This window comes from Bacillus sp. FJAT-49711, assembly GCF_018343715.1.
Classification (GTDB): Bacteria; Bacillota; Bacilli; order Bacillales; family Bacillaceae_C; genus Lederbergia.
On sequence record NZ_JAGYPL010000002.1, the window covers coordinates 1,086,344 to 1,087,659 of the forward strand.

General features: G+C 39.2%; 1 protein-coding gene. It reads left to right on the forward strand.

Annotation, left to right across the window (positions count from 1 at the left end; all coding sequences use genetic code 11):
• Positions 1 to 21 precede the first annotated feature (21 nt).
• Positions 22 to 1,173 carry an IS4 family transposase gene (locus KHA96_RS12660; RefSeq protein ID WP_249315541.1) on the forward strand — a complete coding sequence of 384 codons (1,152 nt, stop codon included), beginning with the start codon at positions 22 to 24 and terminating at the stop codon, positions 1,171 to 1,173.
• The last annotated feature ends 143 nt before the right edge of the window (positions 1,174 to 1,316 follow it).

The following is a 1,316-nucleotide window of genomic DNA, read 5'->3' on the forward strand; positions in this document are numbered from 1 at the left end:
TCTTTATTACCAGCCACAACACTGGCATGCCCATCCCATAATTACAACTTCACAAAATTATCGGATGAATCCTTAGTGAAAATATTTCTCCTTTCGACCCTCTTTCGCTGGGGTAGCCTTCGGGAAATCGAAGTAGCTATAAGGTCGAAAAAGCAGATCCAAAATGAACTCAAGATTGGCTCCATTAGTGCTTCTCAGATAAGCCGTCGGCTTAGGTCCTTGGATACAGCTGAGTTATCAGCCTTGTTGGGTCGCATCGCATGGAAATATTGGTCCATTAAGTCCAAGGCAAAAGGAATCCATTCAAATGTAGGGATATTACGTATCATTGATTCAACGTTCATAAAATTGCCCAACCAGGCTTCCGACTGGACGGCTGTATCAAAAGATTCCAGCGGGGTAAAATTGCATCTTTGTTTGGCCGTTGCCTCTTCCGACAGTGTGTTTCCTGAACGGATGATTCCTTCCACCTCCAATGTTGCGGATATAGATGCCGTCAATCATTTGATTGATTGTGACGATGCCACCTATGTCATGGATCGTGGATATGGTGAAAAAACTAAAATAGGCGGTTGGCTTAGCAGGGGCGTCAAGTTCTTAGTCCGTGTAAAAAAGACCTTTAAAGTTGAGACATTGAGAGAATATACCCCTGATGTACCTAATGTAACAAAGCATGCGAAAGTCTCGATAAGGACAAGGCCTGAAAGGTTGAAGCTCGTTGAATTTACGGATAACGAAGGCACATTTTTCCGAATCTTGACAAATCGCTTGGATTTAACTGAACAGGAGATCATGGATACCTATAAAAACCGATGGTTTATTGAGATTTTCTTCAAATGGTTAAAACAACATATTAAAGTAGAGCATCTATTCAGCCATTCGCCGATTGGAATATGGAATCAACTATTCCTTTCTCTCATTACCTTTGGATTGCTTGAGATATTAAAACTACTGAAACAGCCTAGAAAAACAGCTTGGCAATTTTTAAGGATCCTTCGCCAATATCTTTTGGATTCGTGGGATGAAGTAAACAGGGAATTTTATCGCCCTCAAAAAAGAAGCAAAGGAAGACAGAAGGTACCTAGTAAAATACCTATCCCACGAATATATGGTGAAAATGTAGCAATTGTCAGCCCGATTTCAAAGGATCATTACGTAAAGAAAGAAAAATAGAAAAGTAAATATTTACAAAAAAAGGGAACTGGGTCGAAATAGACTGAGCGTTACCTTTTTTTAAAAAATAGAATGAAAGCGACTGGAAAATTTTTACTTTTAAATCAAAAGTTACATTTATTGGTTATCGTGCAACACTAGTG